This is a genomic window from Citreimonas sp. (genome assembly GCF_042096055.1).
Lineage (GTDB): Bacteria > Pseudomonadota > Alphaproteobacteria > Rhodobacterales > Rhodobacteraceae > Citreimonas.
In genome coordinates this window covers 28489-48428 of sequence record NZ_JBELMH010000012.1, presented here as the reverse complement: position 1 = coordinate 48428, position 19940 = coordinate 28489, and the positions used below count along the sequence as shown (strand labels likewise).

Genomic DNA, 19940 nt, shown 5'->3' with positions numbered 1-19940 from the left:
GCGAAGGCGCGCGGCCAGTCGAGGTTGCCGTTGAGCGGCCCCAGCACGAAGGGCACCGGCAGGCGCCGCGCGATCCAGCTGGGCATGGTCGGCGTCATCGGCGTGATCCGGTGCACCAGGTCGAACTTCCCGGCACGCAGGTCGGCTCCGAAATGCTGCCAGGCCGCGCGCTCGAACGCGAGATAGGGCAGGTAGCCCATGATCATCGAGGTCGACCACGCCACCTGGTCGCCGCCGCGCAGCCGCGTGGCCAGGCGGTGCATCGGCGCCGCGATCCATTCGTTGTCGAGGTAGACCACCTTCATCGGCGGGCGGGCGGCCGCGACGTTGGGGCGGTTGCGGACGTGGGTGGCGACGGTCACGTCGCAGATCCGCGCCAGGGCGCGGGCGTACTTGTAGCCCACGACCGGCAGCGACGGCCAGTCGGGGTTGAAATCGTCCGCCAGCAGCAGCACCCGCGGCCGCCCGTCGCCTGTCCCTGCCTGCACGCCCGTCTCCTTGCCCCCGGGCCTGATTAGGCCGCGCGGCGCCGCCTGTCCACGCCGGGTGCTTTCGGGCCGCCGCTTGCTTCGCTACTGTGGCCCCGAACGGGCAGAAGGGACGGGCGATGGACCTGATCGACGACGACGCGGGCGCGGGCAACACGCCGGAATTCTCGGTCTCCGAGCTGTCGGGCGCGGTCAAACGCATCATCGAGGGCGAGTTCGGCCATGTCCGCGTGCGCGCCGAGGTGGGGCGCGTGTCGCGGCCGCGCTCGGGGCATGTCTACCTCGACCTCAAGGACGATCGCAGCGTGATCTCGGGCGTCATGTGGAAGGGCGTCGCCGCATGCCAGCAGACCCCGGTCGAGGAAGGCATGGAGGTCATCGCCACCGGCCGCCTGACCACCTTCCCCGGCCAGTCGAAGTACCAGATCGTCATCGAGGAGATCCGCCCCGCCGGCATGGGCGCGCTGATGGCGATGCTGGAAAAGCGCCGCGCCGCGCTGCAGGCCGAGGGGCTGTTCGACGCCGGCCGCAAGCGCCCGCTGCCCTACCTGCCCGAGGTGATCGGGGTGGTGACCTCGCCCTCGGGGGCGGTGATCCGCGACATCCTGCACCGGCTGCGCGACCGATTCCCGCGCAAGGTGCTGATCTGGCCGGTGGCGGTGCAGGGCGCCGCCTGCGCGGCGGACGTCGCCCGCGCGATCGAGGGCTTCAACCGCCTGTCGCCCGGCGGCGCGCTGCCGCGGCCCGACCTGCTGATCGTCGCCCGCGGCGGCGGCTCGGTCGAGGACCTGTGGGGCTTCAACGAGGAGATCGTCGTGCGCGCCGCCGCGGCCAGCGCGATCCCGCTGATCTCGGCCGTGGGGCACGAGACCGACACCACGCTGATCGACCACGCCGCCGACCGGCGCGCGCCCACGCCCACCGCCGCGGCCGAGATGGCGGTGCCGGTTCGGCTGGAACTGGCGGCCTGGGTCGGCGACGTGCAGGCGCGCATGGCCCGCGCGATGGGCCAACGCAACGACACGCGCCGCCAGCGGCTGCGCGACCTCGGGCGCGCGCTGCCGCGCCCGGACGAGTTGCTGCAGGGGCCGCGCCAGCGGCTGGACGTGCTGGCCGACCGGCTGCCGGCGGCGCTGTCGCGCGGCGTCGACCGCCGCCGCCTGCGGCTGAGCGAGCGCGGCACGCTGCGCCCGGGCCTGCTGACCCGCGCCATCGCGGCCGAGCGCGGCCGCCTGAACGACCGCGCGCACCGGCTTTCGCCGTGCCTGTCGCGCCTGATCGCGAACCGCCGGCAGGCCTTCGCGCAGCAGGCCGCCCGGCTGCGCCCGCAGGTGCTGGCGCGCGACGTGGCGCAGCACCGCGCCAAGCTCGACGACCTGTCGCGCTGCCTAGACGACGCGCAGGCCGCGCGGCTGGCCGAGGCGCGGCGCAAGCTCGACGCGCTCGACCGGCTGCGCGAGACGCTGGGCTACCGCGAGACGCTGCGCCGCGGCTACGCGGTGGTGCGCGGCGACGGCGGCGTGGTCACGAACAAGGCCGCGGCCGAGAACGCCACCGCGCTCGAGATCGAGTTCCACGACGGACGGCTGAAGATCGGCGGCAGCGCGCCCAGGCGCGGGCCGGCGAAGGCGCCCAAGCCCGAGCAGGGCTCGCTGTTCTGAAGACGCGCGGCCACGCGGCCGCGCTTTTCTTTTCCCCGGCACTCGCCTAAGCTTTCCCGACATGCGACCAGCCCGGGAGGGAAGCCGATGGCCGACACGGAAAAACCGCTTCTGATCAAGCGTTACGCCAGCCGCCGGCTCTACAACACCGAGACGTCCGACTACGTCACGCTCGAGGATATCGCGGGCTTCATCCGCGACGGGCGCGAGGTGAAGATCGTCGACCTGAAATCCGGTGACGACCTCACGCGGCAATACCTTCTGCAGATCGTGGCCGAACATGAAAGCAAGGGCGAATCCGTCCTGCCGATCAACGTGCTGACCGACCTCGTGCGCAGCTATACCAGCACGCAGGCCAGCATGGTGCCGCAGTTCCTGGCCGCCTCGTTCGAGGCGTTCCGCGACAGCCAGTCCAAGTGGGTCGAGAACATGAGCGCCATCAACCCGATGGCCAAGGTGCCCGGCTTCGACGCCATGCGCGCCCAGCAAGAGGCCTTCCTGAAGGCGATGACCGGCGCCGGCATGGGCGCCAACTGGTCCGGCCCGGGCGGCGGACCCGGCAGCGAGGAAGCCTCGGAAGAGGAAGACCTCGACGCGATCAAGCGCCAGCTGCACGACCTGCAGACCCGCCTGTCCAAGATGAACCGTTAAGGCGCGCCCGGCGCCTCAGGTGCCGTAGGCGCGCGGCTGTCCCATCACCCGTTCGGCCGCGGCGACCAGCACGTCGGCCACCGCGTCGCATTCCACCTCGGTCAGGCGGGCGGGCAGGCGCGTGTCGCAGGTCTTCATCAGCATCGCGCGCGTCAGCGGCAGCTCGGGCACCGCGTCGAGGAACTGCCAATTCCAGAAGGCGCGCGCGTTGTCGGCGCTCAGGCCGAAGACCTGCACCGCGACGCCCATCGCCTCGGCCTCGGCCGCGAAGGCGGCGATCGCGGCAGCGTCCAGCTCGGGCAACTGGAACTGCAGCGAATCCGGCGCACGCAGCTCGGGCCCCAGCGCCGGCGGCACCACGATCCAGGGCGAGGTTCCGATCCTTGCGGCGACCCGGTCGTGGTTGCGCCGGCCGTCGCGCACCCGGCGCGGGATCTCGGGCAGCTGCGACCGGATGATCGCCGCCGACAGGTTCGACAGGCGCAGGTTGTATAGCGGAAGGCGGTTCTGCCAGCGTGCGAACGCGGCCTCGAGCGCCGCGTCCGCGCCGGCCATGTGCTTGCGCCAGTTGTGCTCGTAGGCGCCGGACAGGATGATCGCGCGGGCCACCAGCTCGGCGTCGTCGGTGATCAGGATGCCGCCTTCGCCCGCGTTGACCAGCTTGTAGGACTGGAAGCTGAAGCAGCCCACGCGGCCCAGCGTGCCGATCTGGCGGCCGTGCCAGGTGGTGCCCAGGCTGTGCGCCGCGTCCTCGACCACCGGCACGCCGGCACGGTCGCACAGGCGCATGATAGCGTCCATGTCCGATGTGTGGCCGCGCATGTGGCTGATGATGACCGCGTCGCAACCCGGCAGGCGCGCGGCGAAGTCGTCCATGTCGATCCGCAGGCTGTCGCCCACCTCGCACAGCACCGGCACGCAGCCCGCATGCACCACCGACGACGGCACCGCCGCGAAGGTGAAGCCCGGCAGCAGCACCCGGGCGCCCGGCCGCAGCCCCAGCGCCGCCAGCGACAGGAACAGCGCGGCCGAGCAGCTGCTGACCGCCAGCGCGTAGCGCGTGCCCATCAGGGCCGCGAACTCGCGTTCCAGCAGCGCCACCTCGGAATCCTGCGGCGCGGTGTAGCGGAACAGGTCGCCCGAACTCAGCAGGCGGTCGAGCGCCGCGCGCGCGGCGTCGGGGATCGGCTCGGCCTGGTGCATGTTGGGCAGCATCGTCGGTCTTCCCGCAAGGAGCGTTCCGCAGACCCTAACCCGCTGCGCAAGCGGCGGCCAAGGCACATTTCCATGACCGCTCAGATGCCCAGGCGGTCCCGCATGGCGAACCAGCTCATCGCCAGCACGAGCAGCGGGTTGCGCAGCGACGCGCCGCCGGGAAAGGCCGGGGCGGGCAGCGCGGCGAAGGTGTCGAACCCCTCCGAGCGTCCGCGCACCGCCTCGGCCATCAGCCGGCCCGCCTGCGTGGCATTGCCGACCCCGTGTCCGGAATAGCCCGAGGCCGACAACACGTGGCGCGACACCCGCGCGAGGTGCGGCATCCGCTTGCGGGTGATCGCCAGCGTGCCGCCCCAGGCGTGCGTCAGTTCCACGTCGGCGAGGTGCGGGAAGACCCGCAGCAGCGGCTTGCGCACGGTGGCGCGGATGTCGCGCGGGAAGGTGTAGCCATAGCTTTCGCCGCCGCCGAACAGCAGCCGACCGTCGTGGCTGAGGCGGAAGTAGTTCACCACGAAGCGGTCGTCGGCCACGCCCACGTCGCGGGTCAGCACCTCGGCCGCGCGGTCGCCCAGCGGCTCGGTCGCGACGACGAAATTGTTGATCGGCATGACCCGAGCGCCCACCTTGGGCGCCAGCGCGCCCATGTAGCCGTTGCACGCCAGGATCGCGTGATCCGCGCGCACGCTGCCCTTTGCGGTGCGCAGGGTCACGCCGCCATCGCCGTCCTCGATCGCCTCGACCTCGGACCCCTCGTGGATCGCCGCCCCCGCGGCGGACGCCGCGCGCGCGAGGCCAAGCGCGAAGGCGAGCGGGTGCAGGTGCGCCGCGCCCATGTCGAGGATGCCGCCGCGATAGGCCGGGCTAGGGCACAGCGCGTGGAACGCCGCGCGGTCCAGCACCTCGAGCGGGTAGGCGTAGTGTTGCTCCATGTGCGCGGCGTAGCGGTGCAGCTCGTTCACCGAGCCCGCGCTTTCGCCGGCCCAGGCGATGCCGTCCTTGAGGTGGCAGTCGATGCCGTGCCGCGCCACCAGGTCGCGCACCAGCGCCTTGGCGTCCTGGCCCAACTCCCAGAAGCGCCGCGCGTCGTCGCGCCCGACCATCTTCTCGAGCGTGACCTGGTCCTGCCGCTGGCCCGATCCCAACTGCCCGCCGTTGCGCCCCGAGGCGCCGAAGCCCACGCGCTGCGCCTCCAGCAGCACCACCGACAGCCCCGCCTCGGCCAGGTGCAGCGCCGCCGACAGCCCGGTATAGCCGCCGCCCACCACCGCCACGTCGGCGCGGACCTCGCCCCGAAGCGGCGCGAAGGCCGGCAGGGGATCGACCGTCGCGGCGTACCAGCTGTCGGGATAGGCGCCGCGCGCGTCGTTGGCATAAAGCAGGTTCATTCGCGGCTCCTCGGGTCTTCTTCTGCCTGCAAATATCGTCGGGGGGCGGGGGCAGACCGCCCCGGCGCCCCGCCGGATCACACGTTCAGCAGCAGGTGCTCGCGCTCCCACGGGCTGATGACCTGCAGGAACTCCTCGTACTCGGTCCGCTTCACGATCGAGTAGACGCGCGCGAACTCGGCGCCCAGCACGCCGTGCAGATCCTTGGCCTCGTCGAACATGTCCAGCGCTTGGCCCAGCACGCGCGGGATGTCGCCCTCGCCCTCGTAGGCGTCCCCGCGGAACTGCTTGGACGGACGCACCTCCTGCATCATGCCCAGGTATCCGCAGGCCAGCGAGGCCGCGATCCCCAGGTACGGGTTGCAGTCCATCCCCGCCAGCCGGTTCTCGACCCGGCGCGACTGGGTGTCCGACAGCGGGATGCGGATGCCGGTCGTGCGGTTGTCGCGGCCCCATTCCAGGTTGATCGGCGCGGCGTGGTCGCGCACGTAGCGGCGGTAGGAGTTCACGTAGGGCGCCAGCACCGCGATCGCCGCCGGCATGTGCTTCTGCAAGCCGCCGATGAAGTGGTAGAACGCGTCCGTCTCGCCGCCCTGCGGCCCCGAGAACAGGTTGTGCCCGGTCTCCAGATCCAGCACCGAGTGATGGATGTGCATCGCACTGCCGGGCTCGTCGGCGATCGGCTTGGCCATGAAGGTGGCGAAGCAGTTGTGCCGCAGCGCCGCCTCGCGGATCAGCCGCTTGAAGAAGAACACCTCGTCGGCCAGCTTGATCGGGTCGCCGTGCCGCAGGTTGATCTCGAGCTGGCCGGCGCCGCCTTCCTGGGTGATGCCGTCGATCTCGAAGCCCTGCGCCTCGGCGAAGTCGTAGATGTCGTCGATCACCGGGCCGAACTCGTCCACCGCGGTCATCGAATAGGCCTGCCGCGCCGCCGCCGGCCGGCCCGAACGTCCGGTCATCGGTTCGATGTCCTTGGCCGGATCGAGGTTGCGCGCGATCAGGAAGAACTCCATCTCGGGCGCGATCACCGGCTTCCAGCCCTGCGCCTTGTAGAGATCGCAGACCCGCCGCAGGATGTTGCGCGGCGCGTAGGGCACCGGCCGGTCCTTGCGGTCGAAGGCGTCGTGGATCACCTGCAGCGTCCAGTCGCCGGTCCAGGGAGCAGCGGTCGCGGTGCTCATGTCCGGGCGCAGGATCATGTCCCGCTCGATGAAGCCCTCGGCGTCCGCGGCCTCGCCCCAGTCGCCGGTAATCGTCTGGAAGAAGATCGAATCCGGCAGGTGGAAATGCTGCAGGCGCGCGAATTTCGACGCCGGCACCGCCTTGCCGCGCGCGACGCCCGGCAGGTCGGAAATGATGCACTCGACCTCGTCCAGGCGTCGCCCTTCCAGGTAGCGCTGCGCCGCCTCCGGCAGGCGCGAGATCCACTCGTCGTTCATGCGATGCGCCTTTCGCGGAAGAAGGTGGCGAACTGGTGCGCCAGCGCCTTGCTGTCCAGCGGCTTGCCCAGCGTGTTGCGGGCCTGCGCCAGCTGCGTGTCGGGCACCACGCCCGGCCCGCGGGTCTCGATCAGCCCCGACACGAACCGGTCGTCGAACTCGGGGTGCGGCTGCACGCTGTAGGCCTTGCGCGGGTACAGCAGCGCGGCATGCGCGCAGAAATCGTTGCTGGCCACGGTCTCGGCGCCCTCGGGCGCCTGCGTGACCTGGTCCTGGTGCCAAGCCTGCACAATGCGCGGCCCGTCGGGAAAGTGGTAGACCTGCGGGCCCACCGACCAGCCGCCGCCGAACTTCTCGACCCGGCCGCCCATCGCCTGCGCGATGATCTGGTGGCCGAAGCACACGCCCACGATGGGGCGGTCGGCCTCGAACGCGTCGCGGATGAACTGCTCGAGCGGCGGGATCCAGGGATGATCCTCATAGGCGCCGTGGCGCGAGCCCGTGATCAGCCAGCCGTCGGCGTCCTCGGGGCTGTCGGGGAACTCGCCGTCGACCACCTTCCAGGTGGTGAAGGAAAACCCTTCTTCGGCCATCAGGCGCCGGAACATGGCGCCGTAATCGCCGTGTTCGTCAGCGAGGTCGTCGGGAACGTGGCCGGTCACAAGTATGCCGATATGCATGAAACACCAAAGGTTCGGGTTGGTCAGACCGTGTCGAGGTAGATCTCGGTCTGTTCGGGCTGCGTCAACTCGCCCATGTACAGCTTTTCCTGCCGCTTCGTCAGCACCATGTTGCGGATCAGCATGTCGGGGAAGATCCGCTTCATCAGGTCCGAATTCTCGAAGGCGTCGATCGCGTCGCCCCATTCGGTCGGGATGCGCGGCAGGTCCAGCGCGTAGGCGTTGCCGGTCACCGGCTCGGGCGGGGCGATCTCGTCCTCGATCCCGGTCAGCGCGGCGCCCAGCATGGCGGCCAGCGCCAGGTACGGGTTCACGTCGCCGCCCGCGACGCGGTGCTCGATCCGCCGCGCGGCGGGCGCGCCGGCGGGCACGCGGATCGCCACGGTGCGGTTCTCGTAGGCCCAGCTGATCCCCGACGGCGCGTGCGCCTCGGGCACCAGCCGGTCGTAGGAATTGAGATGCGGCGCAAAGATCAGCGTGCTGTCGTGCATCGCGCGCAGGCAGCCGGCAATCGCGTGGTGCAGCGTCTTGGTGCCCTTGGCGCCGCCGTCGTCGAAGATGTTCTGCCCCGCCGCGTCCAGCACCGAGAAATGCGCGTGCATGCCCGAGCCCGAGTAATCCTCGTAGGGTTTGGCCATGAAGCTCGCGGCGAAGCCGTGCCGCCGCGCCAGCCCCTTGACCAGCCACTTGAACAGCCACGCGTCGTCGGCCGCGCGCAGCACGTTGTCGGTGTGCACCAGGTTGATCTCGAACTGGCCCAGCCCCGCCTCGGAAATCGCCGTGTCGGCGGGGATGTCCATCGCCTCGCAGGCCTCGTAGAGCTCGGTGAAGAACTGGTCGAACGCGTCGAGCGCGCGGATCGACAGGATCTCGGCCGCCTTTCGGCGCTTGCCGGAGCGGGGGCTGATCGGGATCTGCAGCGTGCGCGTGCTGTCGTCGATCAGGAAGAACTCCAGCTCGACCGCGACGACCGGCGTCAGCCCGCGCGCCTTGTAGCGCTGCGCCACGGCCGCCAGCGCATGGCGCGGATCGCCGTCGAAGGGGCGGCCGTCCTCGTGGTACATCCAGATCGGCAGCAGCGCAGACGGCGCCTCGAGCCAGGGCATCGGCACGAAGCCGCGATCGGTCGGGCGCAGCACGCCGTCGCGGTCGCCGGTCTCGAACACCAGCGGGCTGTCGTCGATGTCCTCGCCCCAGATGTCGAGGTTCAGCGCCGACATCGGAAAGCGGGTGCCTTCGGTCACCACCTTCTCGGCGTAGCGCGACGGCACGCGCTTGCCGCGCGGCACGCCGTTGAGGTCGCAGGCGGCGGCACGGATCGTGCGCACCTCGGGATGGGTGCGCAGCCAGTCGAGCGATGGGGCGGGCATGGGGGCCTCGTGTCAAGATTTGATCAAATTCGTAACCCGGGCGTCCCCCGCTTGGCAAGGGGGGCCTTGGCGCGACGCCCTCAGCGGATCAGGTTGGGCCGGAACCGGACCTTGGGGCGCGCCGTCTGCGGCAGGTGCCGGTTCAGCCGCCGGTTCACCAGCCCGAACAGCCCGATGATGCCCAGCGTCAGAACGATGAAGTACCCGGCGAGGATCGGGTAGGGCACGAACGGGTTGAACGTCTTGTCCGCGAAATAGCTGGCGTAATAAAGCGCGTCGCCCCGCTGCTGCCACGCCGGGAAGCCGGAAAAGAACACCAGCGTCGTGGCGTGGAACAGGAAGATCGCCTCGTTGGTGTAGGCGGGCCAGGCCAGCCGCAGCATGGTGGGCCAGGTGATCTTGCGGAACTTCGCCCAGCCGTGAAAGCCGTACGCGTCCGCCGCCTCGGTGTCGCCGCGCGGGATCGATTGCAGCGCGCCATAGAATATCTCGCCCGAATACGCAGCCGTATTGAGGAACAGCACGATCAGCGCCCCCGCCCAGGCCGCGGTGAACGGATCGAACACCGGCGAGACCGTCTTCAGCGACAGGAACGCGAAATAGGCAAAGAAGAACTGGATGAACAGCGGCGAGCCGCGGAACACGAAGATGAACCACGTCGACAGCTTGCGCGCCACCGGATTGGCCGAGGCCTTTCCCAGCGCCACGCTGGTCGCCAGGAAAAACCCCGAGGCCAGCGCCAGCACGCCGAAATAGACGTTCCAGATCATCCCCGAGCCGATCAGCACGACCTGCTGGCACAGGGTGAAGTTGTCGCGCGGCAGCAGCCGCTCGCCCACCCCGACCGAGCGCAGCGCGTAATCGGCGATCGTCTCCCAGCAGCTCACGCGCCGGCCCCTTCATCCTGGCCCGAATACTCCGGGGGAGTCGCCGCATGGCGACCGGGGCGGAGCCCCCTCCTTGCCCACGCCACATCCGCCATCACACTGCCTTCCTCTGGGCGTCGCCCGCCGCGGTGGCCTGGCCGCGGCTCAGGCGCGCCATCAGCCGGTCCAGCACGATCTCGGACACCCGCGTGAACGCCAGGTAGAACACCAGCAGCGCCAGGAAGTACCACACCCGCCAGTCGCCGTGCGGGTAGTCGGTGAAGCGCGGCGTCTTCGCCCCGCCCAGTTCGCGCGCCCAGAACACGATGTCCTCGACCCCCAGCAGGAACAGCAGCGGCGTCGCCTTGATCAGCACCATCCACAGGTTCGACAGGCCGGGCAGGGCGTAGACCCACATCTGCGGCACCACGATGCGCCGGAACGCCTGGCGCCGCGTCAGCCCGTAGGCCTCGGCGGTCTCGATCTGCGCGCGCGGCACCGCCCGCATCGCGCCATAAAGCACGTTGGCCGCGAAGGCGCCGAAGACGATGGCGAAGGTCAGCACCGCCACGCCGAAGCCGTAGACCTCGTGGATCCATTGCGGCGCGTCGCCCAGCGGCAGCTTGGCCGCCGCGCAGACGACGAAGTCGTTGCCCTGCCGCACCGGCTGGTCCCATTCCGGGCACAGCACCTGGTGGCGCGTCCACTCGAACGCCTGGTCGAGCGCGATGACGAAGAACAGGAAGAACGCGATGTCGGGCACGCCGCGCACCACCGCGATATAGCCCTTGCCCAGCCACGACAGCGGCGCGATGCGCGACCGCGCGGCCATCGCACCGCCGAAGCCGAAGGCCATCGCCGCCGGCGCCGTGATCGCCAGCAGCAGCAGCACCGTCCCGAACGAGACGTAGAAGGCCATGTGCTTGCCCGTGGTCAGGTAGCACAAATACCAGGCAATGCCGTCGAGCGTGGCGGGATCGGCGCAGAAGGAAAAGATGTCTCGGGTCTCCCGGTCGCGGGCGCCGCGTCACCGCGCCGCCCGCATGAGGGGGAAGGGCGGGCGCGCGGCCCGCCGATCCTTGGTCAGAACTTGGGGCTGTCCTCGCCCAGCCACTCGACGATCAGCTCGTTGAGCGTGCCGTCGTCCTTCATCGACTGGATCGCGGCGTCGAACTGCGCGCGCAGCTCGGGGTCGCTCTCGCGGAAGGCCATGCCGATGCCGCCGCCCAGGGGCACGTCCTCGCCCACGAACATCATCTCGGACGAGTTCTCGACGACCGGGATCAGGAAATCCTTGTCGGCCATGACCGCGTCGGCCTCACCAGCCTGAACGGCGGCGACGGTCTCGTCGGGGTTCGGGAACTCGACCAGCGTCGCACCACCCATGCCGGACACGTGCTGGGCCTGGATCGTGCCGGTCTGCGCGGCGATCACGGCGTTCTCCAGGTCCACGTCCTCGCTCATCGCGACGAAGGACGACGGCGACGGCGGCGTGTAGTTCTGGGTGAAGTCGACGACCTCCTCACGCTCGGGCGTGATCGACATGCCGGCGATGATCGCGTCGTAGTTGCCGCTGACCAGGTTCGGGATGATCGAATCCCAGTCGTTGGTGACCCATTCGCAGGTCAGCTCGGCGCGCGCGCACAGCTCGTCGCCCAGCACGCGCTCGAAGCCCGCGACCTCGCCCGAATCGTCGAGGTAGTTGTACGGAGGGTAGGCGCCCTCGGTGCCCAGCCGCACCACGTCCTGGGCAAGCGCCATGCCGGCGGTCATCGCCAGCGCGGTGGTGGTCAGGATCAGTGTCTTCATGTCCGTCTCCCTGTTTTCTCTTGCGGCGGTCGCATGGCCGCCGGATGCGCCGGAAGGTCCGGCAATTCGCCGCCGATGGCAAGGGGGCCGTCGCGTCGGACCCGGTGCCGGCGGGCCGGGCGTCGCGCGCGGCTCAGGCCGGCATCGTCGCCGACAGGAACCCCTGCAGCCGCTCGGATTCCGGCGCGCCGAACAGACGCTCGGGCGTGCCCTCCTCCTCGATCAGCCCCTGGTGCAGGAACACGACGTGGTCGGACACGTCCGCGGCCATCCGCATGTCGTGGGTGACGATCAGCATGGTGCGGCCTTCCTCGGCCAGCGCCTTGATGACGCGCACCACCTCCTGCTCAAGCTCGGGGTCGAGCGCGCTGGTCGGTTCGTCGAACAGCAGCGCCTGCGGCTCCATGCACAGCGCGCGGGCGATCGCCGCACGCTGCTGCTGGCCGCCCGACAGCATCGCGGGCCAGGCATCGGCCTTGTCGCCGATGCCCACCTTCTCGAGATAGCCGCGCGCGGCGTGCTCGACCTCGTCGCGCGGGCGGCCCAGCACGGTCAGCGGCGCCTCCATCACGTTCTGCAGGATGGTCATGTGCGACCACAGGTTGAACTGCTGGAACACCATCGACAGGTTCGTGCGGATGCGCAGCACCTGCTTGGCGTCCGCCGGCCGGCGGTCGTGGCCCCGGCCGCGCCAGCGCACCGGTTCGCCCTGGAACAGGATCTCGCCCTGCTGGCTGTCCTCCAGCAGGTTGCAGCAGCGCAGCAGCGTGGACTTGCCCGACCCCGAAGAGCCGATCAGCGACACGACCGTGCCCGCCGGCGCCGTGATGTCGACGCCCTTGAGCACTTCGAGCGCGCCATAGGCCTTGTGCAGGTTGCGGATCTCGATGACGGGCGGTGCGTCTTTCGGCTCGGGCATGCGGGTCCTTTCGGCGTATCGGTGCAAAGTGCCGCAAAACGCCGTGCCTGTGCAATCACAAGAGCGCAAGCCGCGACGCCGCGCCACCCGTGGCAGGGCGCGGCCCGTTCTCGGTCTGGCGGGGTCTAGCCCGCGCTCTCGACGCGCTGGCGCGCCAGCGCGCTGTCGCGGTCGTTGATCCCGAGGAAGTTCGACACCATCCGCAGGATCGCGTCCTCGCGGGCGTCCCGCTCGCCGTCGGCCAGCGCGATGGTCCACAGCGCCTCGATCACCGCGATGCGGGATTCGTAGGGCACCGCGTCCTTGATCGCGCGAGTGAAACGCACGGTGTCGGGCGCCTCGGCCTCCAGCCGCTCGGCGTCGCCGCGCAGCTTCGACGCCTCGAAGGGCGACATGGCGTAGCGCTGGGCCGCGATGCGGTCGATCCAGGCGCGTTCGGTCTCTTCGTAATCCCCGTCCGAGCGGGCGACGCGGACTAGCAGCGCGGTCAGCGCCAGCCGTGCGTCTTCGTCGGGCAGGGTTTCGGGTTCGGGCGCCGTCAGGCGTTTGAGAATATCGGAAAACATCCCGATCATGTAGGCGCTGCCGCCCCGAACGGCAAACCCCGCGAAGCGCGCCGGGGCGCGAAACCCTAACGGAAGATGAAGCCGTCTCTGTAACCCATTGATTTTCCGTGGGCGCCCGCGTGTCCCATCGTGGGACAGCCCGCGACAGGCCCGCTCACGATCAGGTCAGCGGGGTGGGTTCAGCGCGGCGAAGAACGGGTCCAGCCGCGCCGCGGCCTCGGCCAGCCCGAAGGGCGGGTTCACCACGAACATCCCCGAGCCCACCATGCGGTGCCCCTCGCGGACGGGCGGAAACCGCACCTCGTGCCGCAGGGCGCCGGGGTGGTCGCGGGCCAGCGCGCGCAGCATCGGCGGGTGCACCGGGTCGCGCAGGATCGGGTACCACAGCATGACGATGCCCACGTTCCAGGCCCGCGTGATCCGCGCGATGTGGCGGGGCAGGTCGGCGTAGTCCTGCTTGATTTCCCAGCTGGGATCGATCAGCAGCAGCCCGCGCCGCGGGGTCGGCGGGCACAGGCTGTGCGCCAGCTCCAGCCCGTCGACATGGTGGACGCGCACGTTGGGCGCCTTCATCGCCGCCTCGAGTGCCGCGTGCTCGGCCGGGTGAAGCTCGGCCAGGTGGATGCGGTCGGTGTCGCGCAGCAGGTGCCGCGCGATCATGGGCGAGCCGGGATAGGCCGACGCCCCGTACCCCGCCTGCACCGCCGCCAGCGCGCGGGCATAGGGATCGTCGGCGCCGAACCAGTGCTCGGCCCGCGCCACGCCACCCTCGGCCTCGCCCGTGCGCCGCGCCTCGACGCTGCCGAGGTCGTAGAGCCCGCGCCCCGCATGGCTCTCGATGTAGCTCAGCGGCTTGTCCTTGCGGGTCAGGTAATCCAGCGCCGCGGCCAGCAGCGCGTGCTTGTGCACGTCCGCCAGGTTCCCCGCGTGGTAGGCGTGCTGGTAGGACAGCATCGTCAGGCCCCGCGCGGGGCCGCACGCAAGGGCGCGGGGGCTGATAAATCGATCCGTGTCACGGGAAAACCCTAGGCGGCGCGCCGCCGATCATCAACCGCGTCCTTGACCGGATACGCTGCGCGCGCCGTCACGCCAGCCAGAACAGCGCCGTCAGCCCGCCCAGGCCCGCCACCGCGACGGCGATCTGCGGCGGCCGCAACCGCTCAAAATAAAGCGGCGTCTCGACCCGCCGCGCGGCGCCGGTATCGGCGACGGCCATCGCCAGCAGCGCGACCAAGATCAGCGGCAGCGCCCAGAACGCGGGCAGCAGCAGCGCCAGGAACCCGGCGCAGAACAGCGCGGCGAAGGTGGCGAATTGCGGTGCCGTCGCACCGCCCGGCGTGCGGAAGCTGAGACCGCGCCGCACGCCCGCGAAGAACAACAGCAGCGCCGCCCCCCAAAGCTGCGCCCCCAGCACCGCCGCCCCGGCCAGGAAGGTCGAGGTCAGCGCGATGACGAAGGCTATCGGAAAGGGCAGCATGGCGCCGTAGGCCAACAGCGCGGCCGCGGGCGGAATGCGGGACCGTTCCCGCAAGGTGAAGACGCGACGCGCGCTCATGCCTTGCGAACCGTCGCGCGGCGCGCGGGGTTCCGGCGCGGCCCGCGCCGGCGCAGGTAAAGCTCGGCCAGCAGGAGGTAGGGCACGAAGAACGCCACCACGTTGATCCGGTCGAAGGCGCCGGTGAAGGCTTCGTTCGAGGCGGCGCCACCGGTCGCCGCGTACCACAGCCCGTAATGCACGCGGTAGAGGAACGACGCCACGGCGAGCACCACCAGCCGCACGGCCCAGGCGCGGTGGCGGGCCATGTTCTTGTCCAGCGCGTGGTAGATCACCTGCGTCGCCGCCACGATCATCGCGACGCCGTAGATGGCGAACCACAGGCTCATCCACCAGCCGCCGACCGTGCCGCGCGCGGCGATGTAGGCCAGCCCGCCCGCGCCGGTCAGTACCGCAGCCAGCGCGATGACGTAGCCCGCGCGCCGGTGCACGCCCGGTAGGCGGTTTCGCACCACCGGCAGCGCCTGGACCGGCGCCGCGAGGGTCAGCGCCGCGCCGAGGATCATGTGCGCCGCGATCGCAGTGTTGGCCAGCGGCGCGTCTGCATGGAAGATCCGCGATGTGTCGGACAGGTCGGCCCACATCCCGGACCAGCCCAGCCCCGCGGCGTGCAGGACGAAGGGCAGGGACAGGGCAACCAGCAACAGCGTGGCCGCGGGCAAGATCCAGCGCGTCATGCGGTCCAAGCTAGCGCGCGCGGGCGCGGCCGGACAGTCCGGCGCTCAGACGAGGCGCGAGGATTCCTTGGCCGCGCGCACGAAGTCGCGGAACAGCGGGTGCGGGTCGAAGGGCTTGGACTTCAGCTCGGGGTGGAACTGCACGCCGATGAACCACGGATGGTCGGGCCATTCGACGATCTCGGGCAGGCGGCCGTCGGGCGACATGCCCGAAAAGCACAGCCCCGTTTCCTCGAGCTTGTCGCGGTACTTGATGTCGACCTCGTAGCGGTGGCGGTGACGCTCGTCGATCGTGGTTGTGCCGTAGACATCCGCCACGCGCGAGCCCGCTTGCAGCACCGCGTCGTAGGCGCCAAGCCGCATCGTGCCGCCCTTGGCGTCGTCGGGGCGGCGGTTGACCTTCTCGTTGCCCTGCACCCATTCCTTGAGGTGGTAGACGACCGGCTCGAACCGCTTCTCGCCGGCCTCGTGGTCGAACTCCTCGGAGCCCGCCTTGCGCAGGCCGGCGACGTTGCGCGCCGCCTCGATCACCGCCATCTGCATGCCGAGGCAGATGCCGAGATAGGGCACCTTGTGCTCGCGCGCGAACTGGGCGGCCTTGATCTTGCCCTCGGTCCCGCGCTCGCCAAAGCCTCCGGGGACGAGGATCGCGTCGAATTTCTCGAGATGCGGCGCCGGGTCCTCGCGGTCGAACAGCTCGGCATCGACCCATTCGACGCGGACCTTCACCCGGTTGGCGAGGCCGCCGTGGGTCAGCGCCTCGGCGATGGACTTGTAGGCGTCTTCCAGCTGCGTGTACTTGCCGACGATGGCGACGGTCACGTCGCCCTCGGGGTTGTGGATGCGGTCGACCACGTCCTCCCACTTGGACAGGTTCGGCTTGGGTGCGGGGGTGATCTGGAACGCGTCCAGCACCGCCTGGTCCAGCCCCTCGCGGTGGTAGGCCAGCGGCGCCTCGTAGATCGACGCGAGGTCGAGCGCCGCGATCACGCTGTCGGGGCGCACGTTGCAGAACAGCGCGAGCTTCTCACGCTCTTTCTGCGGGATCGGCCCTTCCGATCGGCAGACCAGGATATCGGGCGCGATGCCGATGGAGCGCAGCTCCTTCACGCTGTGCTGCGTGGGCTTGGTCTTGAGCTCTCCGCTCGCCTTCACGAAGGGCAGCAGCGTCAGGTGCATGAAGATGCACTGGCCGCGCGGCTTGTCCTGGCTGAACTGGCGGATCGCCTCGAAGAAGGGCAGGCCTTCGATATCGCCGACGGTGCCGCCGATCTCGCACAGCATGAAGTCCACCTCGTCCTCGCCGATCGAGATGAAGTCCTTGATCTCGTCTGTGACGTGCGGAATGACCTGGATCGTCTTGCCCAGGTAGTCGCCGCGGCGCTCCTTCTCGAGCACGTTGGTGTAGATCCGGCCCGAGCTGACGGAATCGGTGCGCCGCGCCGGCACGCCGGTGAAGCGTTCGTAGTGGCCGAGGTCGAGATCGGTCTCGGCCCCGTCGTCGGTGACGAAGACTTCGCCATGCTCGAAGGGCGACATCGTGCCCGGGTCGACGTTCAGGTAGGGGTCGAGCTTGCGCAACCGGACCGAGAACCCGCGCGCCTGGAGCAATGAGCCCAGAGCCGCCGAGGCAAGCCCCTTGCCAAGCGAGGAGACCACACCGCCGGTGATGAAGATGAAGCGTGCCATGTCGGGCGAACCCCGTGATATTGAAGGATAATCGGACCTGAATTCAGGCCACCCGCCGCCCGGTTGGCGACAGCATCACGGGATTTGATCCCTAGAGGATTCGGGCAATGATGTCCAGCCGGCCGCAAGATGCTGTTGCGACCGCCGGTTGTGACGCGAAAGGTTGTGACCTAGTCGGCGCGCGGCAGCAGCGGCGCGTCGGGATCGACCTCGGACGGCGGCGGCAGAAGCGCGTCGGTGTCCAGCGCGTCCGGATCGTCGGCCTGCGCGCCCGGCGCACTGTTGCCCAGCCGGTCCATGATCGACGTGCCGTCGGCATCGCGCGCGGCCAGGATCGTCAGCACCAGCGAGATCACCATGAAGGCGATGCCGAACAGCCAGGTCAGCTTGGTCAGCGCCGTCGCCTGCGCCCGCTGGCCGGCGGGGCCGCCGCCTCCGCCCATGCCCAGCCCGCCGCCTTCCGAGCGCTGCAGCAGCACCACGGCCACCAGCGCGAGCGCGAGAAGGAGAAGCACGATGAGAAGGACGTTTTCCATGAGGACCTGCAGTGCGAAGGGCGTTGGCGCGGTGTCTATGCCAAGCGCGCAGGCCGCGCAACCGTCCCCCGCGCCGCACGGTCCGACGCACTGCGTTTCGCGGGTTTCCCGCGCCGCGGCGCATCGGTATAGGGGGCGCGTTGGACCGGCATTGAAAGGGTGGTCGCATGGCAAACGTGGTCGTCGTGGGCGCGCAATGGGGCGACGAGGGCAAGGGGAAGATCGTCGACTGGCTGTCGAGCCGGGCGGACGTGATCTGCCGCTTCCAGGGCGGGCACAATGCCGGCCACACGCTGGTGATCGACGGGACGGTGTACAAGCTGAACGCGCTGCCCTCGGGCGTGCTGCGCACGGGCAAGCTGTCGGTGATCGGCAACGGCGTGGTGCTCGACCCTTGGCACTTGATCAATGAGATCGAGGCGATCCGCAAGCAGGGCGTCGAGATCACGCCCGAGACGCTGATGATCGCCGAGAACGCGCCGCTGATCCTGCCGATCCACGGCGAACTCGACCGCGCGCGCGAAGGCGCCGCGCAGGCCGGCACCAAGATCGGGACCACAGGCCGCGGCATCGGCCCGGCCTACGAGGACAAGGTCGGCCGGCGCGCGGTGCGCGTGGCGGACCTGGCGGACGAGGCGACGCTGGAGGCGCGGATCGACCGGGCGCTGCAGCACCACGACCCATTGCGTCGAGGCCTCGGGATCGAGCCGGTGGACCGTGGTGCGCTGCTGGCCGCGCTGAAGGAGATCGCGCCGCAGATCCTTCCTTACGCGGGTCCCGTCTGGAAGGTGCTCAACGAGCGGCGCCGCGCCGGCCACCGCATCCTGTTCGAGGGCGCGCAGGGCGCGTTGCTGGACATCGATTTCGGCACTTATCCCTTCGTCACCTCGTCCAACGTTATCGCCGGTCAGGCCGCCACGGGAACCGGGGTCGGGCCGGACGCGATCGACTTCACCCTCGGTATCGTCAAGGCCTATACCACCCGGGTGGGCGAGGGGCCGTTCCCGACCGAGCTGCACGATGCCGACGGAGAGCGGCTGGGGACGCGCGGGCGCGAATTCGGCACCGTGACGGGCCGCAAACGCCGGTGCGGCTGGTTCGATGCGGTCCTGGTGCGCCAGACCTGCGCGACCAGCGGCGTGAAAGGCATCGCGCTGACCAAGCTGGACGTGCTCGACGGGTTCGAGCAGCTGAAGATCTGCGTCGGTTACGAGCTCGACGGCAAGCGGCTGGACTACCTCCCCTTCGCCGCCGACGAGCAGGCCCGCTGCACCCCCGTCTACGAAGAGATGGAGGGTTGGAGCGAATCGACCGAGGGAGCGCGATCCTGGGCGGATCTTCCCGGCGCCGCGATCAAGTATGTCCGCCGCGTCGAGGAGTTGATCGGCTGCCCGGTGGCGCTGCTGTCGACCTCGCCCGAGCGCGACGACACGATCCTTGTCACCGACCCCTTCGCGGACTAGCTCGCCCGTCATGGCACTGAGTTACAAGGCACGCAGGCGCTGGGCGATGGTCATCCTCGTGGTGGGCCTGCCGCTCTACATCGTCGCGGCGGTGACGGTGATGACCTGGCTGGACCGGCCGCCGATCTGGCTGGAGCTTCTGGTCTATCTCGCCCTGGGCTTCGTCTGGGCGCTGCCGTTCCGCTTCGTGTTCCGCGGCGTTGGTCAGCCCGATCCGGACGCGCCCGGCGACGAAGGCTGACCGCCTGTGCGAGGAGGCCGGCTCAGCCGGCCTGGCGCGCGTCCGGGCGAAAGCCGATGCTATCGGACGCGGTGAAGCGGCCGCCGCGGGCCTTCTCGATCTTGCCGTCGCGCAGCAGGCGGCCGAAGCTGCGCAGCCGCTCCTCGCGGGTGGCGATGCCGCCTTCCACGCGGTTCAGCACGGTCATCAGCTGCGGGCGCGAGAACTGGTCGCGGCCCTCCACGAACGCCATGTAGGCGGCGGCCGCCTCCAGAAGGTCGGGCAGGCGCGTGGCGCCGACCGACGCGGCGTAGTCGGCGAAACCGCCGCCGGCGTCGCCGTCCTGGTCCGCCTCCGGCGCCGGGCCGATGTCTTCCGCGATGCTGACGCGGCGCGGGCGCACCGGTCCGGCGGGCGCTTCGGCGACGCGCTGTTCCGAGACGAGCTGCAGAGGCGCGGCAGGCGCCTCGGCCGCGGGGCGTTCCGTGCGGATGCTGCGCAAGACCTTCGGCCGGCGCGGGCGGACCACTTTGGCCAGGTCCTCGCGGTAACGCTCGGTCTCGGCGTCGGTTTTCTCGGGCTGCAGCGCACGGTCGGCGCGCGTGGCCGCCACGGCGGCGCGCAGATGCGCGATGGCGCTGCGCCGGCGGCTGCCCTCGGGCTCGTCGAGCTGCGAGTCGGTCTGGTCCAGCAGCCGCGAGGCGTCGGTGTCGCCCACCGAGTTCTGCGTCAGCATCGCGCGCGCGGGGCT

19 protein-coding genes and 2 pseudogenes are annotated in these 19940 nt (G+C 70.2%); 4 read left to right on the top strand and 17 right to left on the bottom strand.

All coding sequences use genetic code 11. The features are described from left to right. Positions 1–488, bottom strand: a pseudogene (locus tag ACFDTC_RS04970) (glycosyl transferase family 1); the annotation flags it as partial. Positions 489–607: 119 nt separating this feature from the next. On the opposite strand from ACFDTC_RS04970, the gene xseA reads away from it, so the two are divergent. Both xseA and phaR read left to right on the top strand, forming a co-directional pair. Continuing rightward, positions 608–2149: an exodeoxyribonuclease VII large subunit gene (gene xseA / locus ACFDTC_RS04965; protein ID WP_375257764.1), complete on the top strand. Its 1542-nt coding sequence runs from the start codon at positions 608–610 to the stop codon at positions 2147–2149. An 87-nt stretch (positions 2150–2236) separates the two neighbouring features. After that, positions 2237–2800, top strand: a complete 564-nt coding sequence (phaR, locus tag ACFDTC_RS04960) for a polyhydroxyalkanoate synthesis repressor PhaR (protein ID WP_375257763.1) — start codon at positions 2237–2239, stop codon at positions 2798–2800. 15 nt (positions 2801–2815) lie between these two features. Here phaR and ACFDTC_RS04955 read toward each other — a convergent pair whose 3' ends face one another. The 15 genes from ACFDTC_RS04955 to secG form a co-directional block, all read right to left on the bottom strand. Beyond that, a complete protein-coding gene (locus ACFDTC_RS04955; protein ID WP_375257762.1) occupies positions 2816–4015 on the bottom strand; it encodes a DegT/DnrJ/EryC1/StrS family aminotransferase in 1200 nt (399 codons plus the stop codon). An 80-nt stretch (positions 4016–4095) separates the two neighbouring features. Beyond that, positions 4096–5400 (bottom strand): NAD(P)/FAD-dependent oxidoreductase, encoded by a 1305-nt coding sequence (locus ACFDTC_RS04950; protein WP_375257761.1) that lies wholly within the window; start codon positions 5398–5400, stop codon positions 4096–4098. A gap of 77 nt (positions 5401–5477) precedes the next feature. Beyond that, positions 5478–6839 carry a glutamine synthetase family protein gene (locus ACFDTC_RS04945; protein WP_375257760.1) on the bottom strand — a complete coding sequence of 454 codons (1362 nt, stop codon included), beginning with the start codon at positions 6837–6839 and terminating at the stop codon, positions 5478–5480. After that, positions 6836–7519 carry a type 1 glutamine amidotransferase gene (locus ACFDTC_RS04940; protein WP_375257759.1) on the bottom strand — a complete coding sequence of 228 codons (684 nt, stop codon included), beginning with the start codon at positions 7517–7519 and terminating at the stop codon, positions 6836–6838. The genes ACFDTC_RS04945 and ACFDTC_RS04940 overlap by 4 nt, the downstream gene beginning before the upstream one ends. 23 nt (positions 7520–7542) lie before the next feature. After that, positions 7543–8889, bottom strand: a complete 1347-nt coding sequence (locus ACFDTC_RS04935; protein ID WP_375257758.1) for a glutamine synthetase family protein — start codon at positions 8887–8889, stop codon at positions 7543–7545. Positions 8890–8969: 80 nt separating this feature from the next. Continuing rightward, positions 8970–9776 (bottom strand): ABC transporter permease, encoded by an 807-nt coding sequence (locus ACFDTC_RS04930; protein WP_375257757.1) that lies wholly within the window; start codon positions 9774–9776, stop codon positions 8970–8972. Positions 9777–9870: 94 nt separating this feature from the next. Further along, on the bottom strand, positions 9871–10752 hold the full coding sequence (locus tag ACFDTC_RS04925) for an ABC transporter permease (RefSeq protein WP_375257777.1): 882 nt from the start codon (positions 10750–10752) through the stop codon (positions 9871–9873). 86 nt (positions 10753–10838) lie between these two features. After that, positions 10839–11564, bottom strand: a complete 726-nt coding sequence (locus ACFDTC_RS04920; RefSeq protein WP_375257756.1) for a transporter substrate-binding domain-containing protein — start codon at positions 11562–11564, stop codon at positions 10839–10841. Between the two features lie 133 nt (positions 11565–11697). Further along, positions 11698–12483 (bottom strand): ABC transporter ATP-binding protein, encoded by a 786-nt coding sequence (locus tag ACFDTC_RS04915; RefSeq protein WP_375257755.1) that lies wholly within the window; start codon positions 12481–12483, stop codon positions 11698–11700. Positions 12484–12608: 125 nt separating this feature from the next. Continuing rightward, positions 12609–13049: a TerB family tellurite resistance protein gene (locus ACFDTC_RS04910; protein WP_375257754.1), complete on the bottom strand. Its 441-nt coding sequence runs from the start codon at positions 13047–13049 to the stop codon at positions 12609–12611. A gap of 165 nt (positions 13050–13214) precedes the next feature. Next, positions 13215–14003, bottom strand: a complete 789-nt coding sequence (locus tag ACFDTC_RS04905) for a 23S rRNA (adenine(2030)-N(6))-methyltransferase RlmJ (RefSeq protein WP_375257753.1) — start codon at positions 14001–14003, stop codon at positions 13215–13217. Positions 14004–14133: 130 nt separating this feature from the next. Next, positions 14134–14526, bottom strand: coding sequence for a hypothetical protein (locus tag ACFDTC_RS04900; protein WP_375257752.1), 393 nt, complete (start codon positions 14524–14526; stop codon positions 14134–14136). A 74-nt stretch (positions 14527–14600) separates the two neighbouring features. Beyond that, positions 14601–15281 carry a DUF2306 domain-containing protein gene (locus ACFDTC_RS04895; RefSeq protein WP_375257751.1) on the bottom strand — a complete coding sequence of 227 codons (681 nt, stop codon included), beginning with the start codon at positions 15279–15281 and terminating at the stop codon, positions 14601–14603. A gap of 45 nt (positions 15282–15326) precedes the next feature. Then, a complete protein-coding gene (locus ACFDTC_RS04890) occupies positions 15327–16970 on the bottom strand; it encodes a CTP synthase (RefSeq protein WP_375257750.1) in 1644 nt (547 codons plus the stop codon). Between the two features lie 170 nt (positions 16971–17140). Continuing rightward, positions 17141–17506, bottom strand: a complete 366-nt coding sequence (secG, locus tag ACFDTC_RS04885; protein WP_375257749.1) for a preprotein translocase subunit SecG — start codon at positions 17504–17506, stop codon at positions 17141–17143. Between the two features lie 167 nt (positions 17507–17673). Here secG and ACFDTC_RS04880 point away from each other — a divergent pair, with 167 nt between their 5' ends. After that, positions 17674–18969, top strand: coding sequence for an adenylosuccinate synthase (locus ACFDTC_RS04880; RefSeq protein WP_375257748.1), 1296 nt, complete (start codon positions 17674–17676; stop codon positions 18967–18969). Positions 18970–18979: 10 nt separating this feature from the next. Then, a complete protein-coding gene (locus tag ACFDTC_RS04875; protein WP_375257747.1) occupies positions 18980–19210 on the top strand; it encodes a DUF2842 domain-containing protein in 231 nt (76 codons plus the stop codon). A gap of 22 nt (positions 19211–19232) precedes the next feature. Here the strand turns inward: ACFDTC_RS04875 and ACFDTC_RS04870 are convergent. Then, positions 19233–19940, bottom strand: a pseudogene (locus ACFDTC_RS04870) (hypothetical protein); the annotation flags it as partial.